The following is a 24087-nucleotide window of genomic DNA, read 5'->3' as shown; positions in this document are numbered from 1 at the left end:
TTTAATTTCCCGGAATTGATGGGTTTCATTGGTATGGCACCTACACTTAGGCAATGGTTCATACTTGCAGAACCATGCCTTCTATTTGTATCGTGTTGTTTATAAGAGCACAATATTCTCAAGCGATACGCCTACTCCCTTAAGAGCTGCGTAGGTTAATTTGTCCATTGAGGCCCCGTCAAAATCGATTGTTTTAATACTCTTATAATATTTATTGGTAAGCGCAAACGTGGGCCGAAAGGAAACATTTCTAAGAATAACCCCTCTAAATGAACTGTTTGCTAGGTCTGCATTATCGAATTTTACGTCGACAAATACTTGCCCATCAAAGCTTATGCCTTTCATATCACAGGACTTAAAGCAAACACCATTGAACTCACAGTGTTCAAAAATGGTTTTTCTGAGATCCGACGCCGTAAATTTGACATCTGTCAGCTTTATACTATTAAATCTAGCATTGTTCAACTCCGACGCATAAAATTCTGTACGTGCGAGAACGGTCTTGTTGAAATTTGCGTTCGTCATATTACTAGCAGAAAATGTACAGTCCGTAAGGTTCGACGAATCAAAATTAGCATCGCGGATATCACTTCCTTTAAAAATGCTTGCCGTGAAATCTGCTGTACTGAAGTCTGTGCCACGCAGCTCACTTCCGAGAAATTTTCTCTTTGGCGCATTTACGCCAGAAAAATCAGTTTCGGCTAGCGTGTTACCGCTAAAATCTGTCAGTAGCGGCTTTTGTCCCGTATCAGAAAATTTTGCCTCTTCCAGAGAATTTCCTTTCGTGTCATCTAAAGTGCCAATGACCACCTTTTGACTTGCTACGCTATCTCCTAATTTCGAATTTTCGGCGAAGTAGTTTAGATCGACTGCGAATATTTCCGCAAGTCTATGTAGTGTTAAAAAGTCTGGTAAAGACTCTCCCCGCTCCCATTTTCCAACTGCTTGGGGGCTGACGAATAAAAGTTCAGCAAGCTGTGCTTGCGACATATTTCGCTCTTTCCGCACTTTGGCAATATTATTACCTAATGTTTTGTTATCCATAATTATTGTTTATTGATGATGTTCAACTTTACAAATATATTGAGGCTAATCTGTAATTATCGCGAAAAGGGAAATACCTCTAGTTGTAATTATGCTACTTATCGTTGTATTCGAACAGCTTCGGGTTGTTATTCCTAGAGTATTGTCCTATACTGTTATTGAAACTATATTTTAAGTAAAACTTCTCAAAGACGGGCCTTTCTTTATAATAATGCCATCCCATATTTTAGATCGTGGGTTATGAGAAAGACAAACTTTAACTAATTTAGGAAGATCTACCACCATGAATACCGCCAAGCTAGTTTAAATATTTCTAGAAATTTGATCTATATTTATATACCTAAAATTTACATATGTTAGAGAATTTTGAGTTTTACCTTTTTTTAGTCCTACTAATTACGATGTTGATCATGCTGGCGAGAAAAATTCAGGTTGCATACCCTGTTTTACTCGTATTAGCGGGACTTGTAATAAGTTTTATCCCGGGAGTTCCCCCTATAAAGATAGAACCCGAATTGATATTCATTATTTTTTTACCGCCGCTCCTCTACGAGGCAGCTTGGTCAACTTCCTGGAAAGAACTCTGGCGATGGCGCCGGATTATCTTCAGCTTTGCCTTTGTTGTGGTCTTTTTTACAGCATTGTCCGTTGCCGTTTTTGCCAACTATTTTATCCCGGGATTCTCCTTAGCTCTCGGTTTTCTATTGGGCGGAATAGTTTCCCCTCCTGATGCGGTTAGTGCCGGTGCAATTTTAAAATTCGTGAAGGTACCCAAAAGGCTGGCGTCCATATTGGAAGGTGAAAGTTTGTTGAATGATGCTTCCTCACTAATAATTTTTCGCTTTGCAATGATTGCTGCTGCTACTGGGCAGTATGTATGGTACCAAGCGGCCGGGAGCTTTATTTGGATGTGTATTGGCGGAGTGGGAATCGGACTTACAATTGCCTATGTTTTTCTGAAAATGCACAAACTTTTACCAACCGATTCCAATACAGACATATTGCTAACTTTTATTGCACCTTTCTCGATGTATTTGATCGCAGAACAACTTCATGCTTCTGGGGTTCTTGCGGTTGTCAGTGGCGGCTTATTTCTCTCGTATCGTAGTCACGATTTTTTGAGCAGTGCATCCCGGATCCGGACAGTGACCGTATGGGAAAGCTTTTGCTTTCTGCTGAATGGCATTGTCTTTATGCTTATCGGATTAGATTTACCGGAAATTGTATCTGGATTGGGTGATACCAATATCTCCACTGCTATTGGCTATGGCGTCGCCGTTACAATAGTCCTTATTCTTGTACGAATTTTTGCAGGGTATGCTGCAGTAATTACGACCTTGATCATGAGAAATTTTATAACGGTTGCAGACGATCAATCGCCTGGTTGGCAAACGCCAATGATTATCGGCTGGACTGGAATGCGTGGCGTCGTTTCTTTGGCAGCAGCGCTATCTATCCCATTAACTTTGGCCGACGGAACTCCTTTTCCTCAAAGGAATCTCATTCTTTTCATCACATTTGTTGTGATTCTGTTAACCTTACTTGTTCAAGGGTTAACCCTCCCTTTTATCTTGAGGAAAATCAAATTAGTAGATAGAGATTTTGTAAGAAGTGAAAAGGAGATCGATTATGAAATTCAGAATAGATTGGCTCAAGTCGCCGTTGACAAGATTCGTAATGATTACGCGGACAAAGTTGAAAGTTTTCCGACCTTAAAGGATCAACTACAGAAGTATGAAAATCAGTTGCGGAGCTCCGAGATTATCATTAATTATGCCGAATACCGTAAAATCTATATCGATATCCTTGAAACACAGCGTATTTGGCTTATCAATAAAAACCGCGAAGAACTTTTATTGGACGAAGAGATTATCCGTAAACACCTTCGTTTGTTAGATCTTCAGGAAGAAAGGTTGAATATGAGAAGCTAATTTATCCCTAGATCAGCCTACTGCCGTACATTTATGATCGACAATGCAGATTGAATTGTCGATCATAAATAACTAATTTATTAGTCTTCATCCAAATAAATGTCGTGAACAACAAAACGAATAGACTTGCTAAACACCAACATATCCGCTACATCTTCAGAATCTATGGCATAGAGTGTTTCTACCCCACCTTCATCCAAAAGTTCGGAATCTGGTATAAGTTCAAAAAAAGTGATTCCTTCAACAATGGATAATTCTTCTACTTTAACATATGATACATCCTGGCTCTTCCAAAGTGAGAGAATTTCTTTGGAAAACAATTGATAATTATTAGCTTGATTTGACATGCTCGCAAATTAACAAAAATATGGCTCATTATATTTGTGTTATAACGTTTCTAAAATCTTACTTACTCTTTCGTTTTTAGGATTAATTTCGCGAACTTTTTGATAGTTCTTCTTGGCACTATCTATTTGTCCAGATTTCAGGTAGGCTTCCGCTAAACTATTATAAACATTTTCACTTTTAGGATATAGCACCGTATTCACCTTAAATATGTCAATAGCTTGGTTTATTTTATGCTGATTGAGCAATTCATAACCTGCACCGTTCAGGAAACCTTCTGAAAGCAACTCATCGTCACTATCCTGTTCTTTTGCTTTTTGAAAAGCTTTTAATCCATCCTCGAAATTTCCTTCTAAAATAAGCTCTAGTGGAGTCCGGTCATTTGCATTGACTTTCGGATTTTTGGAATAAATCTTTTTATCACGCAAAACCTGTACAAGCTCATATTGACCGCTTTCGGTATCCTTTGAAAATACTACGTTCACGTTTCGATCTCGCATAACAAAAGTATTTGCCGACACTTTAACCAACTCTACAGGCTTGTCTAGATTTTGGACTGACATAAGCTTGCCACTCTGACTATAGACCCTTATAACACCGTATTTGCCAGATCGATAACGTCCACTATTAACATTCAGTTCTTGAGAACTGAGCGGCAAAATTTTATTTATTGGGGCCAGGTAATTGGGCCATTGATAGGTTAGTGCAACCGCTCGGACAAGTTCGTTGATAAATTCAGGTTTGTTTGTATTTGTAAGAATAACTACGCCATCACCGCTTGTTTTATTTCCAACAAAATAGGAGCTAAAGCCTTCGTTCCATCCACCATGGCAAAAAAAAGATGAACCGTCGTAATCTTCCAGAAAGACACCTAATCCTATAATAGATTCAATATAGGGGCTTGTGAATTCTTCGGCCGTCTTCTTGGAAATAACAGCATTACTTTTGCCATTTAAGGTCCGTTGAATATCGATCACGAATCTAGCGTAATCTTCTGCTGTTGACCACAAGCCAGCAGCCGCCTGCTCTGGGTAGACATGATATCTTCCTTCGACTTTTTTACCATCTACAGTATAAGCCGTCGCCGCAAATTGTTTTTTCAACTCAGGAAGAGGCTGGGCAAAAGTGCTATTTTTCATACCCAAAGGTGAGAGTACCTTTTCTTCCATTATGCTACTATAATCTTTCCCTTCAATATCAACGAGCATCTGTTGAAGTACGGTATAGCCACCGCCTGAATACCGAAAATTTAAGCCAGGAAGTTTATCAACATACACCATTGGTGTATTAGCAGGCTTTAGACCACTCAGTACTTCTACCGCTGTAGGAATTGGGTCTGTTGTCCGATAGCCCGGGAACCCACTTACAGTAAGTCCCGCAGTGTGGCTAATGATATTTTTGAGTGTAACATTTTTCGCTCTGGTCCAATTATTTCGGGTATTTTCCAGGATTTCAGGTATAAATTCACATCGGCATTGGATGCCAACTTGCCAAGCTCCACTTCCTTCAATGCAGCGTATGCACTTACGGGCTTGCTCATGGACGCCACCTGAAATAAGGTGTTTGACCTAACTGGTGTTTTCGAATCGAGATCGGCAAAACCATACGTTTTGCTCCATAATATTTCAGCGTTTTTTATCACGGCGATGCTTACACCTGGAACCTGATAAAATTCCATGCGCGATTTAATATTCCAGGCCGGCTCACCCTCAAAACGAACAGGCGGTATGAGACTGGATTCGACATGAGAAATCTCCTTTATTTTTTGAGGGGTCGTTTGAGCACATGCGGTTGACACTAGTATCGCAAAAATTCCAGTAATTGGTAAAGCTTTCATTTTATTTATGATCGTTTAAATGGTGATACGAAGCGTCTCTCCTATCTCTTGCTCGCTTCTTTGTAATTCTTCATTGACAGTAGATGCCAATTTTATTGCCAAAACCATAAATCACTGTAAAACAATATTATGCAATAGTATTCCAAAATAAATTGATCGTATTCGGACATTTATTGTCCGAATACGATCAATTTATTTTTACTAAGCGGTATCTCGCTTTTCTAACATCATCAGCTGTCAGCCCCATAGCATGTTCGCATACAGTAGCATCTTCATTGTCGTATTAGGATCGCCAATAGAAGTTTCCTTTTGGTTGAATTGTGGAAAAATGAAAACGGGGCATACTAGCCCCGTTACATTGTTTGATTAATTGATACTTAATGATTCGGATTACCATAATAGTTTTGATAATTCTGAATGGTAGCACTAAACCATGCTCCACAGCTGCTATAATACATATCATTGGCTCCATAGCTGGTGTACGTGAGATCCTGAGTTTCGATCAACTGACCGCTTGTATTATAGATACTCATCGTCAATCTACATAGCGTACGAGACTTTCCGAGCTTGATCTCTGGCTTCGCTCACGATATTCAAATTAGCTTTTCCAGTTTGTGATTTGTAAATCGTTGATTTTTCAACAAGGCTGTTGTCGGCCGCTTTTGGCCCCGTTTTCGCAAAAGTTGATTTTTCAACAAGGCTGTTGTCGGCCGCTTTTGGCCCCGTTTTCGCAAAAGTAGCAGATGACATTAAAGCCAAGGCTACGGCGCTCATCATTAATTTTTTCATGTTACTAAGTTTTTGATAAATACATTGGAGGACCAGCCTCACTGTTAATAAACCTAAAACTGCCAATAAATTTGGCACTGTAAACACTGTAATAAATATCTGATGTAGTCGTAACAATATTCGGTTGGTTTGATCAAATTTTTGAAAATAACTAAGAATTCAAAAAATTCTACTACCTTTGCAATCATCAGATGATATGACTATATGAAGACTGAAGCTATCGTACGAAGATCCTTGGCAGAGGAAGTTGCCGCGGCAATAGAAGAAAAAATAAAATTAGGTGAATTCCCGGTAGAATCTAAACTTCCTACGGAACCAGAATTGATGAAACAATTTGCTGTGGGCAGATCCAGCATTCGTGAGGCGGTCAAATATTTAAGTCAATCAGGCTATCTCAATGTACAACAAGGTCTTGGTACTTTTGTTAAAAGTAGCACAGGTCATCATGCTCTTGACTCAAAAATTGAAAAAGCCAATTTTAACGATATTTTTGAAGTTAGACACGTATTGGAATTGCGAATTATTGAAAAAGCTGCCTTAAATCGTACTTCGAAAGGCCTCAAGGATATGGCTCAAGCGCTCAAAAATAGAGCAAAATATGCCGAAATGGGAAATTTGATGGCGTGCGTGGATGCCGATATTGCCTTTCACAGTGCAATTGCTGAATCATGTGGAAATAGTATTTTGACCGCTTTATATACAACTTTATCTGAACATGTCAATAAGTTCTTCATGACTATTTATAAGGATACAGTACCCTTCTTAACTTCACAACAGCAACACGAGGAACTGATGTTGGCAATCAAAGATAAAGAAGTGAAAAAAGCTGTTGATATTGCTAACCGAATTATCCAACAGCTGTAATTTTCCTATAGCATATGCAAATCATCAATCTCAATATACTTTATTTTTATCAATTAAAACATCAGATGACCTGATGAATATTTCTTTTATGAAAACACAATCTTTAAACCCGAGTGGATCTTGGAAAAGCTCCGAAACCGTCTATCCGATTTTATTTGCGATTAGTCTTTCACACTTGCTCAACGACTTGATTCAGTCGGTCATTCCGGCAGTATATCCCATGTTAAAATCAAATTATGCGCTTAGTTTTACCCAAATTGGTATTATAACGTTGGTTTTTCAGCTTACTGCTTCTATTTTGCAACCCTTCGTTGGTTTGTATACAGATAAAAACCCTACACCACGATCACTCGCTGTCGGTATGCTTTTCTCTTTAGCAGGATTGATATGCATTTCTTTTGCGTCAAACTTTATCTACATTCTCCTTTCTGTAAGTCTTATTGGCATGGGTTCGTCTATATTTCATCCTGAAGCTTCTCGAGTTGCTCATTTAGCTTCCGGAGGCAAAAAGGGGCTCGCGCAGTCTATCTTCCAAGTCGGTGGTAATGCTGGTGGTGCGATAGGTCCCCTTCTTGTAGCGCTTATTGTGATCCCTTTGGGCCAACAATACATTGGTGTATTTGGCGTATTGGCCATTGTAGCCGTTATGATTCTTACTTATGTCGGTAATTGGTATCAAATACATCTCAAGCCTAAGACACAAACAACTGCTGTTGGTGCTTCAAAAGCCGACCTGCCAAAATCAAAAGTAGTATTTGCACTTGTAATTTTATTGGTACTCATTTTTTCCAAATATTTTTACATGGCTTCCATGACCAGTTATTTCACCTTCTATTTGATCAATAAATTCCATGTTTCGGTTCAGGAATCTCAAATATACTTATTTATATTTCTTGCTTCTGTAGCTGCGGGAACTATATTAGGGGGGCCATTGGGAGATCGCTATGGGCGTAAACTAATTATCTGGGTATCGATTCTCGGAGCGGCTCCGTTCACATTACTATTGCCACACGTTGGTCTAGGGCTAACCATTATCCTCGCTATTTTAATAGGTCTTATTATATCGTCTGCATTCTCTGCTATCTTGGTCTATGCGACAGAACTCATCCCAGGAAAGGTCGGAATGATTGCTGGTTTATTTTTTGGCTTTGCTTTTGGTATGGGGGGAATTGGTTCAGCAGTTCTGGGCTGGCTTGCAGATCAAACCTCAATCGAATATGTATTTAATATCTGTGCTTATCTTCCATTAATCGGAGTAGTTACAGGGCTATTACCTAATATAAGTCAGCAGAAAAAGTAATTATATAATCCGTGTGTCCGAAAAGTTTGTCACTTGTTTTGTGGAAACTATTTTTGAATAGCAGAGAAAGTTTCAACCTGTCCAAAGAGCTATGGTGAAATTCGATGAAAAATAACCAAAATAAGCGAGTGGGAAGCCCTTTGCTTCGTACCTGCTTCGTACTTTCTTCGGATCATCAATAGATTCCGTACAGATGCTGAACAGTCATTGACCAGTCTCCGAACAGGAAAATACTGGTCAGGAACTGGCCAATAGCTAATCCTTATCTGGTGAGCTCCGAAGCTTGTCCGAAGCAGGTACGAACACAATAGGTATCTAAGGCATATTGCCGCCACTAGCAGCATATACTGAAACTTATTCCTGTCGCTTATCAATACAGCATAGTTACTAAAATTGGACCTATTCACGTATTAAAAATTAGCCGCAAAAAAAGCTGTCCAAAAAAATGCAGTGCCCCCAAAAAGTTAGACATTTTCCGGGGGCACAGCACATTTGGACAGCTTCTTTAAATACTAGTAACCTGGATTTTGGATCAATTTTGTATTTCGATTAACCTCATCGCGATGCAAAGACGTGTAGTACATCTTGTCATCCCAGTTCCTATTTTCGATACCTGGATCAATATTGGATACCGTATAGGTATAGGTGTAGTTATCGGGATTATATTGATAAAGAGTTACATTTTTACCCGCCTTAAGGGTTCCCGTGATGTTTATAATATTTGCTTTACGACCTATAGTTTCCGCGGCTATCATCCAGCGTCGCGCGTCAAAGAAGCGATGCTCCTCGTAGGCTAATTCAATACGGCGCTCGTTTCTATAACGTGCTTTTAGAGCCGCTCCGGTTTCGGCGGTTGGAATTGCAGGCATTCCAGCTCTAAAGCGGATTTTGTTTAACCATGTTTTAGCTTCATTCTCTTCTCCTAATTCAAGACATGCTTCTACATAGTTCAATATCGCCTCTGTATAGCGAAACATTGGCCAGGGAATGCGCTGTCTTGTGTTTTGATCCTGCATTGTAGGGTCCGGATCTGTAAATTTACGAATATAATATCCTGTCCGTGAACCATTCCAATCTTCAATCGGGCTTTTTCTTGTGTCAAGGCCAAATTGGATAACCTTTTGTCCTTTGGCATTCATTATTTCGTATTGACCTGTTTGGATTTGATTCGCCTTATCTCTTTCAGCGACATCGGCTGTCCTAGGTTTCCAATCCGCACCGTCGTATAAAATTGTTGCCTTTAAACGTGGGTCACGATTTTGATAAGGGCTGGCTGCCATAGTAGGATTTGACCAACTGAATTTTTGGCCATCAATAGTCTCGTAGTCGTCTACCAAGAGTTGTATCGGTGTATTTCCGGCCCAGTTATGATAGCCATTTGGACCGTTGTCTCGCCCTACCCAGCCACCACGTTCGTCCTTTTCGTCAATAAAGAATCTCCCCAGAATAATATCTTTTCCTGCTGTAAAATCAACTGTCTTGCTCCCCCCTCCTAACGATACGGCCATATAGTTGGCAGTACCCTCATTAGGCGAAGCGGGTTGAGTTAGGTCTAACTTATAGGCGAATTCTGTATGATCCAGTACGGCTTTTGCTGCGGCTTTTGCTTTTGTCCAACGCTCCACCTGATTGCCACTCGTGTACATTAGATATTCTGGATTCTTATACCCTGCCAATAATGTTGATTTTGCTTTGGCTTTACCCGCATCGTGGAGATCGCTGGCAGCATAGAGTAATACCCTTGATTTTAAGGCCAATACTGCAGTTTCATTTGCACGTCCCTTTGTTGATGAACTGCCCTTTAACAAAAGAGCTGCGCTGTCTAGATCTTTCACGATGGCATTGACACACTCCTCATAGCTATTCCTCGGAACCATATAGTCTTTATCGTTCAATGTATATATCTTATTATCGATGGGGATGCCACCATAAAAGCGTAAGAGCTGTTGATAATAATACCCACGCAGGAAATAAGCTTCGCCTAACAGCTTATCGGCTTTTGCTTTGTCAAACTTGGGTGCACTCAAATTGGAGATGGCAATGTTAGTTGCCCGGATGCGCGTATACATGCGACCGTATTCGTAAGTATCCATAATATAGCCTTGATCAGCTGGATTTGATCGAGATTCGGTCACGGTATTTATGCCCCGATTAGGGTGTGTAAATAAGGCTTCGTCGGTCATGGATGCCATTTCTTGCTCATAAAAGCCTCCTACTCCAAAACCGTTATAGATTTCTGTCACGAAAGCCTCAGACAAACCAGCATCCGACCAAACGATCTCCTGTGGAACTTCACTGAGTGGCTTCGTGCTCACAAAATCATCATTGCAAGCTTGTAATGATGCAGAAAGTACAAGTAGTATAAGTGATATATTCTTAATTTTTTTCATTTTTATTCTTCGTTAAGTTCTTAATATGACAGTTGGTTAGAACGATAATAATGCGCCAAAATTAATCAATCTTGCCTGCGGATAATATTGCCCTAATGCATTAACGGCTTCTGGGTCATACATTTTGATCTTACTCCACGTCATTAAGTTCATGCCATTTGCATATAGCCGTAAAGAACCAATGCCAATTTTACTACAAATGCTTGAGGCCAGATTATATCCTATTTCCACATTTTTAAGCCGCAAATAATCGGTGCTCCGCATCCAATAGGTATTGTTATAAGAATAATATTGATTGCCACGGTCTGTCAAACGTGGATAAACGCTACTTGGGTTACTGATGCTCCAGCGTTTATCATAGAATTCTTCCACAAAATTTCCGATCGATCCAGATTCATCTGTTCCTACACGTATCTCTCCTCCTGTAGCTCCTTGAAATAGTACCGATAAGTCAAAATCCTTATAGGTCAGACTAAAATTGAAACCTCCCTGAAATGTTGGGTCACTATTCTTGTCTCGTCTTACTTTATCATCGGGGGTAATCTTTCCGTCACCATTGAAATCTTTATATTTCATATCTCCAGGGCGTAAAGTTTTCGTAATGGCACTATAGTCCAATTTATTGTTGGCGATATCTTCCATGTCACGGAATACGCCGTCATAGACATAATAAATATCCGTTTTGATAGGTTTACCTGTACTTTGCTGCCATGCAGGGGCGCCCGGGGCTTCATCCCAGAAGATAATTTTGTTTTTAGCATAACCACCATTCACACCAACCGTGTACCCCAAATCTCCCACCTTGCCACGATAACCTAAGTTAAATTCCCAACCCTTGTTATCCACTTTGCCAATATTTTCTGCCGGTAATGTCATCCCTGTACTTTGTGGTATTGACGCATTTTTTCTCCATAGAATGGAATTACGGCGATTTTTAAAAATATCAAACTCGAAATTCAGCTTTCCTTGTAAAAATTGAAAATCAAACCCTAAATTATAGTTATTGGCAACCTCCCAAGTAATCATCTCATTAGGAACACGGCTTTCAAAAAGGGTTTTGGCTAGCTTATCATTGACGATATAAGTACCAAAGGAATAGGTTGAAAAATATTGATATTCTTGTAATTTATCATCATAGTAGATGTTGTCATTACCCATCTGGCCATATGACGCACGGATCTTGAAATAATTAATCACAGGGACATTTTCCTTCCAGAAATTCTCTTCCGACACGACCCATCCCGCCATGGCACCTGGAAAGAAACCGAACCTTTCACTTTCAGGGAACATATACGATCCGTCATAACGCCAAAGGAATTCTGCGATATACTTGCTTTTATAATTATAGCCAAATCGCCCAAAGTAATTTAGCCGCGCTCTTTTCCATGCAGATCCATCGTTATTTTTTTCCTGTTCTCCACCGGCAAAAAGATAGTCGATCGCATTTGAAAGAAAATAGCGACGATACGCGCTGAATTTATCATTATCAATTGTTTCTCTGTTGATACCGGCTATAGCATTTACCTGATGGTCACCAAATTTCCGCTCAAAGCTTAAGATTCCACCAAGTAAGATATTCAGTTGATCTTCATTGCTTTGGTTTAAATTTGGATCGGCAGGGCCACGTCTTCCAGGAACCAGTTGTGGTGTGCTGCCATCGGCCTCATAAGCGCCCTGCCAAGAATACAAAGTCCAGGGTGTAACCCATGTTTTTTGATTTTTTACATATTTGTCAACAGAGGCATTAAGTGTTAATTTAAGACCATCTATCCAGGGATTTGTAATCTCAACCTGACCATTTGTTTGAAAATAGTAGCGTTTATCATGATCGTAACCTGTCGCATTGGTCGTAATTACCACGGGGTTTTCGCCATTTTCGATATCTGGTCCCGGCATTCCATTAGGCCATATTGCTGGTTGTGTTGGATTTCCCCGCATCAGCATTCTAAAGACCGTGCCAGCACTCTTGGTGGGGAAATTTCGGTTTTCCTGTCTTCCTAAAACACCAAATTGTGTTTTGATATACTGACTTATATTGGCGTCCAGATTGATCCTTAAGTCATACTGTTTATAACCTGTAGCCGAATTTTTATAGTAGGCATCCTGATTTTGATACCCCAAAGACATCAGATACTTGACATCCTCAGTACCGCCATTGATTTGGAGGTTGTGGCGCTGTTGAGGTGACCAGTTTTTTAGCGTAGCTTTATACCAGTCAGTATTGGGATGCCCCCAAGGATCTGATCCGTCTTTGAACTTTTGGATATCTTCTGGTTTAAACGGCGCATCCAAAACTCCTCCACCTTGTTTATTGTAACTGCCTTTCTCGTTGATCGCTGTATAAGCAGCAGACCATTCTTCAACAGGGAGGTTATAAATTTCGAGTTCATTTCTAATTGCCGCAAACTGGGAGGCATCTGTTAATTTAGGAATAACGGTAGGTTGGGAATACCCTTGGTTGAACGTATAAGAAAACTGCGGTTTTCCTGTTTTTCCTCTTCTTGTCGTAACGAGAATAACCCCATTGGCTGCCCTGGCTCCATAAATAGCAGCAGAAGCATCTTTTAGAACCGAGATATTTTCTATATCTCGGGGATTAATACGATCAATTCCTCCTTCACGCGCAGGAACTCCATCAATAACGACTAAGGGACTGCTATTACCCAGTGTATTCGTTCCCCGGATTTTGATATTGGAACCATCGTAGCCAGGCTCGGCGCTCCCGTTGGTTGCTGTAACGCCCGGGACGCGTCCTGTTAATGCATTGGAAACGTTCAATGCCGGTGATTGTGCTAGATCGCTTCCCTTCACAGTGGCTACGGCACCGGTGACAGTCTCTTTGCGTTGCTTTCCGTAACCAACAACAACGACTTCTTCGAGATTCGATTCCGAATTAAGAAGTGTGATATCGATGGTCTGTCTTCCTTTTACAGCTTCATCCATAGATTGTTTGCCGACCATCCGGAAATTAATAATCGCACTTGCGGGGACTTTGTCTAACTTGTATCTACCTTGAACGTCGGTTTTAGTTACTAACTTTGTTCCATTGACGGAAACTGTTACTCCAGGAATTGGCATTCCAGATTCATCATGCACCGTTCCAGAAACACTTTGCTCCTGCTGAAAGAGAATTCCATAGCTTGCGAGGGTTGTAGCATCGACGATTTGGGGACTCAAGGCCACTAGTGAGCACAATGATCCAGTCCAAAACGCTCTCTTCCATTGATTTGAGAAATAATGGCAGTTAATCATAAAAACTGTTTAATTGTTTAAATTTTGTGTTTAATTAGTTATTTTTTTTACCTCTAAGACGTATCGGTTTAGGTGTCTACTGGAGGCGATTTATAATTGTTTATTTAACATGAAAATACGAAAATAAATATACATTGCAAGTGTTATTTTTACACTATTTAACACTATTGTTATTAAGTGATTGGTAATCAGATAATTTATTGAAAAACAAATCAATTGTAAATTCATTTTCTCAAAATTGTTTCCAGCGCTTTTGCTACTCAACGCAAGATCAAAGAACTAGTAAAACACTGCAAATAGAAAGTCCTGAGGAAAAGTACTTTTTATCATTTAGAAACTATATTATCAATTTTTCAAATATTAATACGCATATTTATCCTATATAATTAGATCTATAATTGATTTTTTCTAAACAACTATGTACCTACAAATAATGGGGCCAAAAACGGCTTTATTAATAGCGAAGAAATAGTTGTATCTACAAAAAAACTATGACTGTAAATATTAGGACAGAAAAGTCAAGTGACACAACGATTGTATTCGAACTGATCCGACTCGCCTTTGAAAACGAACAGTATAGCGATCATCAAGAGCACATTTTAGTAGAAAAACTAAGAAGGACAGCAGAATTTATACCACAACTGTCAATGGTAGCTGAAGCTGAAGGAGAAATAGCAGGCTATATACTCCTGACAAAGGTGAAGATTATCGATAAAGAGAATCAAAAAAACATCCGATTCTCTTGCCTTGGCTCCTGTCGCTGTGCTACCTCAGTTTCAAGGACAGGGAATTGGCGGTAAATTAATTCTTGGTGCTCATCAGATTGCAAAAGAAATGGGTTTTGATGAGATGACAGCTGGCGAACCTATCTAATACTTAATCGGATAATCTTGCATCAATTCAAACTGGTAGCCTTCTTTTTTTAATGCATCAATTAAAGTGGATAACTCCTGCTGCCCTTTTCGCGTTTGAAACATATCATCATGCATTAAGAAAACAACATTATTAGGTACCATTGAGCTTTTGTTGTTCATATAATTTCGGATATGAGACAAGGTAGACTCTTGGCTCTGTATGGGCGTACCAGTAACGCTATTAAGCCGCCACTCGACATCCCAGCCATAAATTGTATATCCGTTCTTATGCAATAGATCGGCTGTGCTGGATCCATTCTTAAGGTCAATCTTACGAACATTATCATATATCCAAATATTCCTTCCTGGAAGCCGAACAATTTTATGTTTTAAATGGAGATCTTTTTCATTCTTTTCAAAATCAGCAAAAGCATTTTGGGGGTTACTATAAAATCTTGAATATTGATTGTTTGCGTGCGTATAGCTGTGATTATAACAGGCTATAAGTGGATTGGATTCATAACGGGCAAGATCGCGTTTTCTTCCTTTGCTCATATTCGCATGTTTACCAATCAAGAATACACTCACTTTAATGTTTTTTTCTTTCGCAATAGAATCAATAAAAGCACTACCAATTAATGGGCCATCATCAAAAGTCAAATAAATATGTTTTGGTTGCTTATCAAATGCTTTCCGCAGGGAGTCCTTTAGCTCACGTCTTTGTTGTTTGATCGGAACAGGGTGTAGACTATCTACTGTAAAGTGTATCTGATTTTTCTGAAGCGAATCCCACCTATTCAACAAATGTGGTATTTTTTCCTTAACAACCAATTTCTCCGTAAGTGTGTCCTTCAGTTCGCCTTTTCCCAAGACTTTGTTTGAAAAAATCCTTACATGCGGTTACACTAAACACTATACTACAAATGAAAAGTACCACAAACAACCTACTACACTTCATATCAATCGCTATAACTTAATGAATTTCTTTTTTCAAAATTACTACAAAAACCTATTTATTAACCATAAAATCTTACAAATCCCTACTTTCAGGGATAAGGTGAGTCATCTTCAACGATCCGGTATCGCTCTTTTTATGGCTTCAGTCTTTATTATAAATCCGATATAAGAAACTATCGTGCCACTTTTTTCGACCGTTGGTCTTTATTTCTTTTTAAAAAATAGTGCCTTGTTATACTCAAAATTCATACGTGCGATATTCAGTACAGATATACCTTGTGGACACTCTACCTCGCACGCTTCTGTATTTGAACAATGACCGAAGGACTCCTTATCCATTTGTTTGATCATATTTAATACCCGTTGACTACGCTCTTCCTTTCCTTGTGGTAATAGTGCCATATGGGTGATCTTTGCTGAGGTAAAAAGGGCCGCGCTGCCATTTTTGCACGTCGCCACACAAGCACCACAACCTATACAGGCTGCCGAGTCAAATGCCGATTCAGCTAATTCATGAGAAATAGGAATGGCTGTTGCATCTGGAGCCTGTCCTGTATTAATAGAGACAAATCCACCAGAAGAAATAATTCGATCGAATGCGGAACGATCCACTTTCAGATCTTTTTTTATATGAAATGCGGCTGAACGAAAAGGTTCTATGGTAATGGTATCCTTGTCTTTAAATGAACGTAAATGTAACTGGCAAGTCGTCGTATGCTTAAGGGGCCCATGTGCAATGCCGTTAATCATCATTCCGCACTGCCCGCAAATTCCTTCACGACAGTCGTGATCGAACTCGACGGGCTCTTCTCCTCCTGTTATCAACTGTTCATTTAAAGTATCCAACATTTCCAAAAAAGACATATGCGGATTTAGGTCAGTTAATGTGTACGTCACTAATTTGCCTGTAGCATTGCGATCCTTTTGTCGCCATATTTTAAGATATAAATCCATAATCATTCATTTTATTTATAGCTCCTAACAGTTGGTTGTATTTCTTCAAAGGTCAACGGTTCTTTGACCAACTCAGGTTCTTCATTTTCTCCCTTCCATAACCAAGCGGAAATAAATTGGTATTCGGCATCGTTACGTAGCGCCTCTCCGTCTGCAGTTTGATATTCTTCCCGAAAATGCGCTCCACAGGATTCATTTCGCGTCAATGCATCATAACACATCAGTTCTCCAATCTCAAAATAGTCTGCTACACGTCCGGCTTTCTCCAGTTCGCTATTTAACGTATCGGCCTCGCCGCTGACAATAACGTCCTTGAAAAATTCTTGTTTTAGCTTTCTAATTTCTTCAATAGCATAGCGAAGCCCTTTTTCATTACGTGCCAGCCCACAATAGTCATAGAGTATTTTGCCGAGTGTTTTATGGAAATAATCCACAGTTTTACTGCCTTTGATTTTCAAAAATACGTCGATTTGTTTTCTAACATCCTCTTCAGCACGTTCAAACGCAATATGATCTGTGGAAATTTTCCCCGTATGAATATCGTTTGCCAAATAATTGGCAATCGTATAGGGACCGATAAAATAGCCATCGACAGATGCCTGAAGCAGTGAGTTTGCCCCAAGTCTGTTTGCACCATGGTCCGCAAAATTAGCTTCGCCAAGCGCAAATAAACCTGGCAGACTCGTCATCAACTCATAATCGACCCATAAACCGCCCATGGAAAAGTGTGCAGACGGTGAAATCATCATCGGTACGCTATAAGCATCATATCCCGTAATCTTTTCATACATGTCAAATAGATTACCATATTTTTCCTGTATTTTCTGTTTCCCCTGTTCTCTGATAGCCTTCGCAAAATCAAGATAAACAGCATTTTTGAGTGGACCAATCCCAAAGCCGGCATCGATCCGTTCCTTTGCCGCCCGAGAGGAAATATCCCGTGGGGCAAGATTTCCAAATGCGGGATACCGTCGTTCTAAATAGTAATCCCGTTCTTCCTCCGGAATAGCGTTGGGTTCTCGCGTCTCACCTTCCTTCATGGGGACCCATATTCTTCCGTCATTGCGCAAAGACTCCGACATTAAGGTTAATTTAGACTGATAACTGCCCGATTGTGGTAAGGACGTCGGGTGAATCTGAATCCAGCTCGGAGAAGCCATTAATGCGCCCTTTTTATGTGCGCGCCAGATTGCCGAACCGTTACATCCCATAGCCAAGGTCGATAGGTAATATATTTTACCATAACCTCCTGTTGCTAATACAACTGTATGGGCCGCATGCCGTTCAATATCGCCCGTATCTAGATTACGTACGATAACACCACGTGCCTTTCCATCGATAACAACAACATCAAGCATCTCATGTCGTGTAAAAAGTTGCACGGTTCCCTTTCCTACCTGGCGCATAAGTGCCTGGTAGGCGCCCAAAAGAAGCTGCTGCCCGGTTTGGCCTCTTGCATAGAACGTCCGACTTACCTGTACGCCGCCAAAAGAGCGATTATTTAAATAGCCGCCGTATTCTCGTCCAAAAGGAACTCCTTGGGCTACAGCTTGATCGATCAAATTAAGTGAGCATTCTGCCATGCGGTATACATTTGCTTCACGTGCACGGAAATCCCCTCCTTTTAAGGTGTCAACAAACATTCTGTAAACGCTATCTCCATCATTTTTATAGTTCTTTGCCGCATTTACCCCGCCCTGCGCTGCGACGGAATGCGCCCGTCGCGGACTGTCCTGAAAACAAAATGATTTCACCTGATACCCCATCTCGCCAAGGGAGGCTGCAATAGAACTACCCGCCAACCCTGTACCAATCACGATAACATCCAATTTTTTGCGATTGGCGGGATTAACTAATTTGGCAGTCTTCTTATAGCGTGTCCATTTTTCATCCAATGGCCCTTCTGGTATTTTTGAATTTAATATCATGATTTATCCGCTTTAGTTTACTGTAAAGAATATATAAACAGGCATCATGGCAAAGCCCAAACTAATGATAACCGAATAGCCAATGCCAAGGATCTTAAACCATTTGACAAATTTTGGATGAAATAATCCTAAGGTTCGAATTGCGCTATGAATCCCGTGAATAAGATGATAACACAAGGCTATCATAGATAATACATAGATAAGGACGTACCACCATTGTTGGAAGACAGCGATGACCAAAACATATAAGTCCTTGTTCCCCCGCTCATCAAGCGGGGTTGCACCAAATTTGTATACATACCAAAAATTCTGAAAATGGATAACTAAAAAGATGAGAATTATAGTACCTAAAATTCCCATATTACGCGAGTACCATTTGCTTGCTCTTCCGCGATGATCCGATTTATAAACAGCTCCCTCCTTTTTATTTTTTAATGTAATGACAAGGCCATCTAAGGCATGAAGGATAATGCTGGCATAAAGTACATAAGAGATAATCTTGATCAAGATATTGCCCGCTAGAAAATGTGAGTAGGCATTAAATTGTAAATGTGCTTGTTCCTGCGGCAAGAATAGCTGTAAGTTCCCTAGGAAGTGAATCAGCAAAAAGAACGCTAAAAACAATCCAGTCAGGCACATGAGCATCTTTTTTGACAAAGTAGATAACATAATAAGATCCTAATTTTTAATAATAACCTATAACCTTCATCCACAATCCACCAACACCCATGTAAATCACCAATAATACGATACCGATTTCCAATCCACGCAACCACCATGATTTTAAATCAACATAGCCACTTCCGAAAAATACCGGTGCAGGGCCATGGCCATAATGTGTTAATACACCATAGATGGAGCCTAGAAATCCAAGCATCATCGCAAGCAGCATTGGTGGAATGCCTAAAGAAACACCGACACCCAACAAAGCGGCATACATCGCTGCTACATGGGCAGTGGCGCTAGCGAAAATGTAGTGACTAAAGAAGTAAACAAGAATAATGACAGGAAAGGCTATTTGCCAGCTCAAATCACCAATCTGTACTTTAATCAAATCACTAAACCAGCCGATGAATCCCAATTCGTTTAATGAACTGGCCATCATGACCAACACAGCAAACCAAACAATCGTATCCCATGCTCCTTTTTCTGCTTTAACATCCTCCCAGGTCAACACAGAGGTTAGTAACAGTAGCGTTAAACCTATAAAAGCCGTCGTTGTAGCATCAATTGAAAAGGATCCACCAAAGATCCATAATGCCAATAAGATAAAGAATGCCAAAAGCATTAACCACTCATTCCTCGAAATAGGCCCCATCTCTTTTAGTTTCTGTGCCGCCATCTTCGGCGCATCGCCTGTTTTTTTTAATTCAGGCGGATATAATTTGTAAAGAACAAGCGGTACCACAAAAAAGGCGACAATACCAGGTATGAATCCCGCAATGGCCCAGGACATCCAAGTAATGTCGATTCCCAGGTTAGCAGCAAATTTTTGACACATTGGATTACTGGCCGTCCCAGTCAAAAACATCGAAGATGCGATAAGATTCATATAATAGCTATTTAAAGTAAGATAGGATCCCAATTTCCGATGTGTCTCTGGTTTATCGGGGACGGAATCAAAACTAATAGCCATGGATTTCATAATTGGATATATAATTCCACCGCCTCGAGCCGTATTGCTCGGGATTGCTGGAGCTAAACAGACGTCTGCCAGTCCCAATCCATAGGCTAACCCGAGCGAACTTTTTCCAAAAACACGAATGAAAAGAAATGCAATCCGATTGCCAAGACCGGTTTTTATGAAACCGCGAGCAATAAAAAAAGAGATACCAATCAGCCAGATAACTTTGTCGCCAAAACCGGTCAAAGCTTTGGTAATGGATTTACCAGCATCTCCGGGGGCCAACACTTGTGTCAGCGCAGTAAATGCTATGGCCATCATACACATGGTACCCATTGGAGCTGCTTTTAAAATAATCCCAAGAATAGTTGCTGCGAAGATAGCAAAGAGATGCCAAGCTTCTGGGCTGACTCCTTTCGGTATTGGGATAAACCATAAAATGAGTGCCACAAGAAAAGTGATGGCAATATTTTTAATACTGATTTCTTTCATAATAAGCGTGGTTTAATAAATTAGAATCGACTTTGCACTTGAATAATAAATAAGTTCTTATTGAATTCACTGGTATTTTCGGTCTGCTTTTTATACCGGTCTAACTGGACACCAAGCTGAATCCTTGCACCATAATTTTTTAAAAATTCTAGACCGAACATCGGTGTGTATGTTTGACGTCCATTTGCATTTAGTTTATAATTAGGATCAATGTATTCATATCGGCAAGATAGCTCGAAAGCGCTTAGGTTGAAATAATTTACTTCGTATCTTAAGTTTGGAAGAAAATAAATACCCCGTACAAGGTAATCGCTCAATTTGGAGCTACGAGCACTCTCGTCCAACGAATAGTACAGGCTATGATTGATCGCCTGTTTTGCTTCCAGCTGCATATCGAGATTCCAGCGCTTGCCAAAGTTCACATTTCCGGTTAGATCAACACCCAATGCGTGCACCTGTTTTTTCATAACCTCGCCAATCCCCCCATTGAGCCCTAAGTTAACACTATACTTCTTCGAAAGGCCAAAGACAAGACGCGTAGCATATTGTTTGCCATTGTCGTTATCGACTACCTGATTTTTTCCATTTCCATTTACCACGGATAACGAGTAGCTAAAAGGCATTTCCCCAAGCGTGGTCTCACCTGTCGCTGCCACGCCGATCTGAAAGCTTGCCCAGCCGAGTTTGCCAAACTCAAGATATTGATTGGACCAATCCAATGATTTGATAATATCAATTGGATAAGTCTCTTCAATACCAAACCAGGGACGGAATTGGCCTACTGTAATCGCCAATTTGGGACTAAATGTATATTTCAAATAAGCATTTTCGAGAACTTTTGTTTTCGGATCGCTTTTAAAATCCGCGAGATTTGCCAAAACTGTCACCTCTGTGCGTTTGCTAATTTGGGCACGCATCTGAACGCGCATATACTTCACCATAAAATTGTTGTCCGTACCAGAACCATCACTGTGATGCAGTCCATTAACGTCTACATCTTTTGTGCCACTCACAAGGTATCTGGCCTGAAATAAACCTTTTACCTGAAGCTTGGGATAAATCGTATCATCCTTGGTTAGTTTTACAGAATCTACTTTGCTTTGTTGTTCGGTCCCTACTTCTTGCCCGTTGGCCAGGTTATTCAATAGTGAGCACGCAATAAGGAGTGGAATGTAATGTTTCTTCATATCAAAACAATTTGGCCTTAGCGAGTAGCCCGGCCTACTTTTCGTTGTTAATAATGTTACTTCTTCGATTTGGTATTGTAGTAACAACAGATAACATTAGAAAATGTTTTGTTATTTTAATATAATTTAATAACTGTAAGAAAACCAGTCCGATTCTAAAATGGTATCGTGTAAATTCCATGTTTTTGTGTAATTTCACGGACGAACATTAAACTAATCTAATTTTCAAATTCGCAGATTGATCTTTTAAGGAGCCATTGAACTCACTGAAAACTTCGCGCGTAAATTATGGTATGCAATTTTTAGAATCGATAAATATTATGAAAGAAAAATTAATCAAGACATGTTTTATTTGCCTGCTTCTCCTGATCATTCAGGGTTTTTCAATAACCACAAGCCACGCTGCTGACAAAGAAAAACCCGCCATGTTTTGGACTTGGCTAGATTACAACGCCAAAACAAACTTGATTCAATTTGCCGTGAGATGAATTATTTAGGAATCGATGGCGTAATGTTAAATGCCGCCAGTCCAGACGAGTATCGGTAGCAATTCCCATTGCAAAAAAATATGGCATCCAAGTTATCGCGTGGCTTTGGGACGATGAACTTGGAACATGACAGGGATAAAATACTCCAAGAACATCCGGATTGGGTTCAGCGTCAATCGAAATGGTAAAAGTCTGGCAGATACCACTGCATACGTTGGTTATTATAAATTTTTGTCACCTGTTGTGCCCGGAGTAAAAGAGTATATCCGTAAAAAAATCGAATCCTATTGTGAAGTCGAGGGATTGGAGGGGATTTCTATTGACTATAATCGCTACGTGGATGTTGTCCTCCCTACAACCCTTTGGCCTAAATACAATATTGTTCAAGATCGTGAATACCCAGCTTGGGATTACGGTTACCATCCAATTGCAATAGCGAAGTTCAAGAAACAGTATGGTTATGATCCGAGAGCACAAAAAGATCCATCGAAAGATCTAAAATGGCGCCAATTTCGTTGCGATCAGATAACCGATATCGCCAATATGATTGCAGACATCGTTCACTCCCATGGTAAAACAATGGCTGCATCCCCATTTCCGACTCCCAAAATGGCTTCTCGTATGGTGCGCCAAGATTGGGGTAAGTGGAATTTGGATGTTGTTTTTCCGATGGTATACAGCAATTTTTATACAGAAGATCCAAGCTTTATTAGAGATTGTACATTAGAAAATGTGCGCGATAAAGGAGCAAATACGACGCTATATTGTGGATTGATGGCTAAAAATAATGAAGAAATATTTGCCGATATGGATGAGGCGCTAAATAATGGTGCGCAGGGAATTTCTATTTTTACCATCCATAGCTTAAAAGATCCGCAGATAAGGGAAAAATTTAAAAAAACTATACAGCTGCTGCGAAAGCTAAAAAAGCGCAAAATAATGGAACTTTAACCCATTCGGCACATGTGAAAATCGAAAATAATCCTTTCAAAAAAGAAGGTATTATGAAATTAATCAACCAAAAGATACAAGATTTGGTACGCTCAGAAAATCCTGCTGCCAGCCCGATAGCATTATCAAAATAAAAAAAATAGATGCATACGATGTAACTCAAAAATACCTGGTTACTGATCAGGTGAGCAAAAAGAATTTTTACGTCACCTTCTTTTTCTATGGCGGTATACTTTCCGGTTGGAATGTTGATCCAGCTCCAAATGCAGCCTAAAGGATGACCTACTAGATGGAGGTGCTAAAATGTTACTTATTTGGCACCTCTTTTCTTTTAATACACTGTTCCCTATCTTTGGAACAAACAAATACTGAAAAAATGAGAAAAAATGTCAGGTTGGTAGCCTGTATTATAGGTTTGATATGTTCCGGATCAATTACTGTATCGTTTGCTCAAAACAACATTCAAAACCAGCGGCAGTACTAAGAGCGCGATCATTGATAAAGCGCTATTGGATAAAATATTGGATAAAAATAGGCAATCATTCAAAGAAGGTAAAGTGGCTGATTACATCCCGGAATTAAGTAAAGCCAATGCAGCATCTATCGCACTTTCGGTGGTAAATAGTGATGGAACAATCGTTAGTATCGGAGATGTACAACAAAGATTTACAATTCAGAGTATTTCAAAAATTGTTTCCTTGATGGTTGCTGTATTGGAAAATGGCGAGGAAGTTGTTTTTAATAAAATGGGATACTATGGAACAGATAAACCCTTCAATCATTTTGCGAATTTGGAAACATCGGGTAAACCGCTCAATCCGATGATGAACGCCGGCGCCATTTTAACGACATCGCTTATTTAAAGGAACAGGTGAGGAACCTTTTGTTAAAATAAGGGAT

General features: G+C 39.9%; 20 protein-coding genes and 1 pseudogene. 7 read left to right on the top strand and 14 right to left on the bottom strand.

Features of this window, described 5'->3' with window-relative positions:
* Nucleotides 1-99: 99 nt before the first annotated feature.
* Nucleotides 100-1044 (bottom strand): pentapeptide repeat-containing protein, encoded by a 945-nt coding sequence (locus DTA23_RS05960; RefSeq protein ID WP_112374120.1) that lies wholly within the window; start codon nt 1042-1044, stop codon nt 100-102.
* 353 nt (nt 1045-1397) lie between these two features.
* Between DTA23_RS05960 and DTA23_RS05955 the strand changes: the two genes are divergently transcribed.
* The gene (locus DTA23_RS05955) at nt 1398-2975 is read left to right on the top strand and encodes a Na+/H+ antiporter (protein ID WP_070564084.1); all 1578 of its coding nucleotides are present in this window, start codon (nt 1398-1400) and stop codon (nt 2973-2975) included.
* An 80-nt stretch (nt 2976-3055) separates the two neighbouring features.
* Here DTA23_RS05955 and DTA23_RS05950 read toward each other — a convergent pair whose 3' ends face one another.
* The 5 genes and pseudogenes from DTA23_RS05950 to DTA23_RS05935 form a co-directional block, all read right to left on the bottom strand.
* The gene (locus DTA23_RS05950) at nt 3056-3322 is read right to left on the bottom strand and encodes a hypothetical protein (protein ID WP_070564082.1); all 267 of its coding nucleotides are present in this window, start codon (nt 3320-3322) and stop codon (nt 3056-3058) included.
* Nucleotides 3323-3361: 39 nt separating this feature from the next.
* Nucleotides 3362-3820, bottom strand: coding sequence for a tetratricopeptide repeat protein (locus DTA23_RS28600; RefSeq protein ID WP_256602933.1), 459 nt, complete (start codon nt 3818-3820; stop codon nt 3362-3364).
* Between the two features lie 273 nt (nt 3821-4093).
* Nucleotides 4094-4998, bottom strand: a pseudogene (locus DTA23_RS28595) (serine hydrolase domain-containing protein); the annotation flags it as partial.
* A gap of 536 nt (nt 4999-5534) precedes the next feature.
* Nucleotides 5535-5690, bottom strand: a complete 156-nt coding sequence (locus tag DTA23_RS27060; protein WP_172462333.1) for a hypothetical protein — start codon at nt 5688-5690, stop codon at nt 5535-5537.
* A gap of 7 nt (nt 5691-5697) precedes the next feature.
* A complete protein-coding gene (locus DTA23_RS05935) occupies nt 5698-5946 on the bottom strand; it encodes a hypothetical protein (RefSeq protein WP_112374117.1) in 249 nt (82 codons plus the stop codon).
* Between the two features lie 204 nt (nt 5947-6150).
* On the opposite strand from DTA23_RS05935, the gene DTA23_RS05930 reads away from it, so the two are divergent.
* Together DTA23_RS05930 and DTA23_RS05925 are read left to right on the top strand one after the other, a co-directional pair.
* Nucleotides 6151-6810, top strand: a complete 660-nt coding sequence (locus DTA23_RS05930; protein WP_112374116.1) for a FadR/GntR family transcriptional regulator — start codon at nt 6151-6153, stop codon at nt 6808-6810.
* 88 nt (nt 6811-6898) lie between these two features.
* Nucleotides 6899-8110 (top strand): MFS transporter, encoded by a 1212-nt coding sequence (locus tag DTA23_RS05925; RefSeq protein ID WP_070564519.1) that lies wholly within the window; start codon nt 6899-6901, stop codon nt 8108-8110.
* A 512-nt stretch (nt 8111-8622) separates the two neighbouring features.
* Here DTA23_RS05925 and DTA23_RS05920 read toward each other — a convergent pair.
* Together DTA23_RS05920 and DTA23_RS05915 are read right to left on the bottom strand one after the other, a co-directional pair.
* A complete protein-coding gene (locus DTA23_RS05920) occupies nt 8623-10500 on the bottom strand; it encodes a RagB/SusD family nutrient uptake outer membrane protein (RefSeq protein WP_112374115.1) in 1878 nt (625 codons plus the stop codon).
* A 36-nt stretch (nt 10501-10536) separates the two neighbouring features.
* Entirely contained in the window at nt 10537-13752 is a 3216-nt protein-coding gene (locus tag DTA23_RS05915) for a SusC/RagA family TonB-linked outer membrane protein (protein ID WP_083295857.1), read from the bottom strand.
* A 491-nt stretch (nt 13753-14243) separates the two neighbouring features.
* Here DTA23_RS05915 and DTA23_RS30185 point away from each other — a divergent pair, with 491 nt between their 5' ends.
* A complete protein-coding gene (locus tag DTA23_RS30185; RefSeq protein ID WP_070564064.1) occupies nt 14244-14552 on the top strand; it encodes a GNAT family N-acetyltransferase in 309 nt (102 codons plus the stop codon).
* Nucleotides 14515-14625 (top strand): GNAT family N-acetyltransferase, encoded by a 111-nt coding sequence (locus tag DTA23_RS30180; RefSeq protein WP_201639204.1) that lies wholly within the window; start codon nt 14515-14517, stop codon nt 14623-14625. The genes DTA23_RS30185 and DTA23_RS30180 overlap by 38 nt, the downstream gene beginning before the upstream one ends.
* On the opposite strand, the gene DTA23_RS05905 is transcribed toward DTA23_RS30180, so the two are convergent.
* The 6 genes from DTA23_RS05905 to DTA23_RS05880 form a co-directional block, all read right to left on the bottom strand.
* Entirely contained in the window at nt 14622-15476 is an 855-nt protein-coding gene (locus DTA23_RS05905; RefSeq protein ID WP_236590847.1) for a polysaccharide deacetylase family protein, read from the bottom strand. The two genes, DTA23_RS30180 and DTA23_RS05905, sit on opposite strands and share 4 nt — an antisense overlap.
* A 291-nt stretch (nt 15477-15767) precedes the next feature.
* Nucleotides 15768-16517: a succinate dehydrogenase/fumarate reductase iron-sulfur subunit gene (locus DTA23_RS05900; RefSeq protein ID WP_046673445.1), complete on the bottom strand. Its 750-nt coding sequence runs from the start codon at nt 16515-16517 to the stop codon at nt 15768-15770.
* Between the two features lie 11 nt (nt 16518-16528).
* Complete coding sequence (locus DTA23_RS05895; RefSeq protein WP_046673351.1) at nt 16529-18445, bottom strand: fumarate reductase/succinate dehydrogenase flavoprotein subunit; 1917 nt, start codon at nt 18443-18445, stop codon at nt 16529-16531.
* A gap of 12 nt (nt 18446-18457) precedes the next feature.
* The gene (locus DTA23_RS05890; RefSeq protein WP_070564055.1) at nt 18458-19114 is read right to left on the bottom strand and encodes a succinate dehydrogenase cytochrome b subunit; all 657 of its coding nucleotides are present in this window, start codon (nt 19112-19114) and stop codon (nt 18458-18460) included.
* A gap of 16 nt (nt 19115-19130) precedes the next feature.
* On the bottom strand, nt 19131-20561 hold the full coding sequence (locus DTA23_RS05885) for an anion permease (protein ID WP_046673349.1): 1431 nt from the start codon (nt 20559-20561) through the stop codon (nt 19131-19133).
* A 20-nt stretch (nt 20562-20581) separates the two neighbouring features.
* Nucleotides 20582-21748 (bottom strand): porin, encoded by a 1167-nt coding sequence (locus DTA23_RS05880; RefSeq protein WP_083295856.1) that lies wholly within the window; start codon nt 21746-21748, stop codon nt 20582-20584.
* A 614-nt stretch (nt 21749-22362) separates the two neighbouring features.
* On the opposite strand from DTA23_RS05880, the gene DTA23_RS27450 reads away from it, so the two are divergent.
* Nucleotides 22363-23187 carry a glycoside hydrolase family protein gene (locus tag DTA23_RS27450; protein ID WP_218565304.1) on the top strand — a complete coding sequence of 275 codons (825 nt, stop codon included), beginning with the start codon at nt 22363-22365 and terminating at the stop codon, nt 23185-23187.
* A gap of 446 nt (nt 23188-23633) precedes the next feature.
* Nucleotides 23634-24050 (top strand): glutaminase, encoded by a 417-nt coding sequence (locus DTA23_RS28585; protein ID WP_256602919.1) that lies wholly within the window; start codon nt 23634-23636, stop codon nt 24048-24050.
* Nucleotides 24051-24087 lie beyond the last annotated feature (37 nt).

It is taken from the genome of Sphingobacterium multivorum, from assembly GCF_900457465.1.
Classification (GTDB): domain Bacteria; phylum Bacteroidota; class Bacteroidia; order Sphingobacteriales; family Sphingobacteriaceae; genus Sphingobacterium; species Sphingobacterium multivorum.
The sequence above is the reverse complement of the archived record's forward strand: the minus strand, read 5'-3'. Positions and strand labels throughout refer to the sequence as shown.

What these genes read in the sequence shown, in the direction of transcription:
- DTA23_RS05960 (WP_112374120.1), bottom strand. Translation starts at nt 1,044, where the DNA reads ATGGATAACAAAACATTAGGTAATAATATTGCCAAAGTGCGGAAAGAG.
- DTA23_RS05955 (WP_070564084.1), top strand. Translation starts at nt 1,398, where the DNA reads ATGTTAGAGAATTTTGAGTTTTACCTTTTTTTAGTCCTACTAATTACG.
- DTA23_RS05950 (WP_070564082.1), bottom strand. Translation starts at nt 3,322, where the DNA reads ATGTCAAATCAAGCTAATAATTATCAATTGTTTTCCAAAGAAATTCTC.
- DTA23_RS28600 (WP_256602933.1), bottom strand. Translation starts at nt 3,820, where the DNA reads ATGCGAGATCGAAACGTGAACGTAGTATTTTCAAAGGATACCGAAAGC.
- DTA23_RS27060 (WP_172462333.1), bottom strand. Translation starts at nt 5,690, where the DNA reads ATGAGTATCTATAATACAAGCGGTCAGTTGATCGAAACTCAGGATCTC.
- DTA23_RS05935 (WP_112374117.1), bottom strand. Translation starts at nt 5,946, where the DNA reads ATGAAAAAATTAATGATGAGCGCCGTAGCCTTGGCTTTAATGTCATCT.
- DTA23_RS05930 (WP_112374116.1), top strand. Translation starts at nt 6,151, where the DNA reads ATGAAGACTGAAGCTATCGTACGAAGATCCTTGGCAGAGGAAGTTGCC.
- DTA23_RS05925 (WP_070564519.1), top strand. Translation starts at nt 6,899, where the DNA reads ATGAAAACACAATCTTTAAACCCGAGTGGATCTTGGAAAAGCTCCGAA.
- DTA23_RS05920 (WP_112374115.1), bottom strand. Translation starts at nt 10,500, where the DNA reads ATGAAAAAAATTAAGAATATATCACTTATACTACTTGTACTTTCTGCA.
- DTA23_RS05915 (WP_083295857.1), bottom strand. Translation starts at nt 13,752, where the DNA reads ATGATTAACTGCCATTATTTCTCAAATCAATGGAAGAGAGCGTTTTGG.
- DTA23_RS30185 (WP_070564064.1), top strand. Translation starts at nt 14,244, where the DNA reads ATGACTGTAAATATTAGGACAGAAAAGTCAAGTGACACAACGATTGTA.
- DTA23_RS05900 (WP_046673445.1), bottom strand. Translation starts at nt 16,517, where the DNA reads ATGGATTTATATCTTAAAATATGGCGACAAAAGGATCGCAATGCTACA.
- DTA23_RS05895 (WP_046673351.1), bottom strand. Translation starts at nt 18,445, where the DNA reads ATGATATTAAATTCAAAAATACCAGAAGGGCCATTGGATGAAAAATGG.
- DTA23_RS05890 (WP_070564055.1), bottom strand. Translation starts at nt 19,114, where the DNA reads ATGTTATCTACTTTGTCAAAAAAGATGCTCATGTGCCTGACTGGATTG.
- DTA23_RS05885 (WP_046673349.1), bottom strand. Translation starts at nt 20,561, where the DNA reads ATGAAAGAAATCAGTATTAAAAATATTGCCATCACTTTTCTTGTGGCA.
- DTA23_RS05880 (WP_083295856.1), bottom strand. Translation starts at nt 21,748, where the DNA reads ATGAAGAAACATTACATTCCACTCCTTATTGCGTGCTCACTATTGAAT.
- DTA23_RS27450 (WP_218565304.1), top strand. Translation starts at nt 22,363, where the DNA reads ATGACAGGGATAAAATACTCCAAGAACATCCGGATTGGGTTCAGCGTC.